Genomic DNA, 538 nt, shown 5'->3' with positions numbered 1-538 from the left:
GCGGCGAGCGGCTCGATCTGGTGGCGCCACGCCCACCAGAACTGCGGGAAGGAGTGGAGCAGGACGACCAGCGGCGGCCCGGGGTCCCGGACCCCGCGGTCCTCGGGACCGGCGAGCGCGACGTGGAAGCGCGCGCCGTTGGCCGGGACGAGCTCATGGCGCCAGGGGCCGTCGGGCAGCGCGGACGTGAAGTCGGAGGGGTCGGGCGTCACCCGGACGAACCTACCGGGGTCCCGGGCCCGCTGTCGGCCGACGACCCGGCGGTGCCCGCCCCGGCGTCGTCCACGCCCTCGGCGGGGCGGCGGTCCTTCGGCGGGTCGAACCGGTACCCGACGTTGCGCACCGTCCCGATGAGCTGCTCGTGCTCGGGGCCGAGCTTGGCGCGCAGGCGCCGGACGTGGACGTCGACGGTCCGCGTGCCGCCGTAGTAGTCGTAGCCCCACACCTCCTGGAGCAGCTGGGCGCGGGTGAACACGCGGCCAGGGTGCTGCACGAGGTACTTGAGGAGCTCGAACTCCTTGTACGTGAGGTCGATGGG

At 74.3% G+C, this 538-nt stretch carries 1 protein-coding gene and 1 pseudogene; both read right to left on the bottom strand.

Going from position 1 to position 538, the window contains the following annotated elements; translation table 11 throughout:
* Window positions 1-212: pseudogene (locus G3I78_RS47405) on the bottom strand (hypothetical protein); the annotation flags it as partial.
* The coding region (locus G3I78_RS47400; protein ID WP_164436816.1) for a winged helix-turn-helix domain-containing protein at window positions 209-538 on the bottom strand (330 nt) is incomplete at its 5' end. The pseudogene G3I78_RS47405 and the gene G3I78_RS47400, both read right to left, overlap by 4 nt.

Source organism: Streptomyces sp. SID13726, assembly GCF_010548375.1.
GTDB lineage: Bacteria > Actinomycetota > Actinomycetes > Streptomycetales > Streptomycetaceae > Streptomyces.
This window is presented reverse-complemented; position numbering and strand designations above follow the sequence as displayed.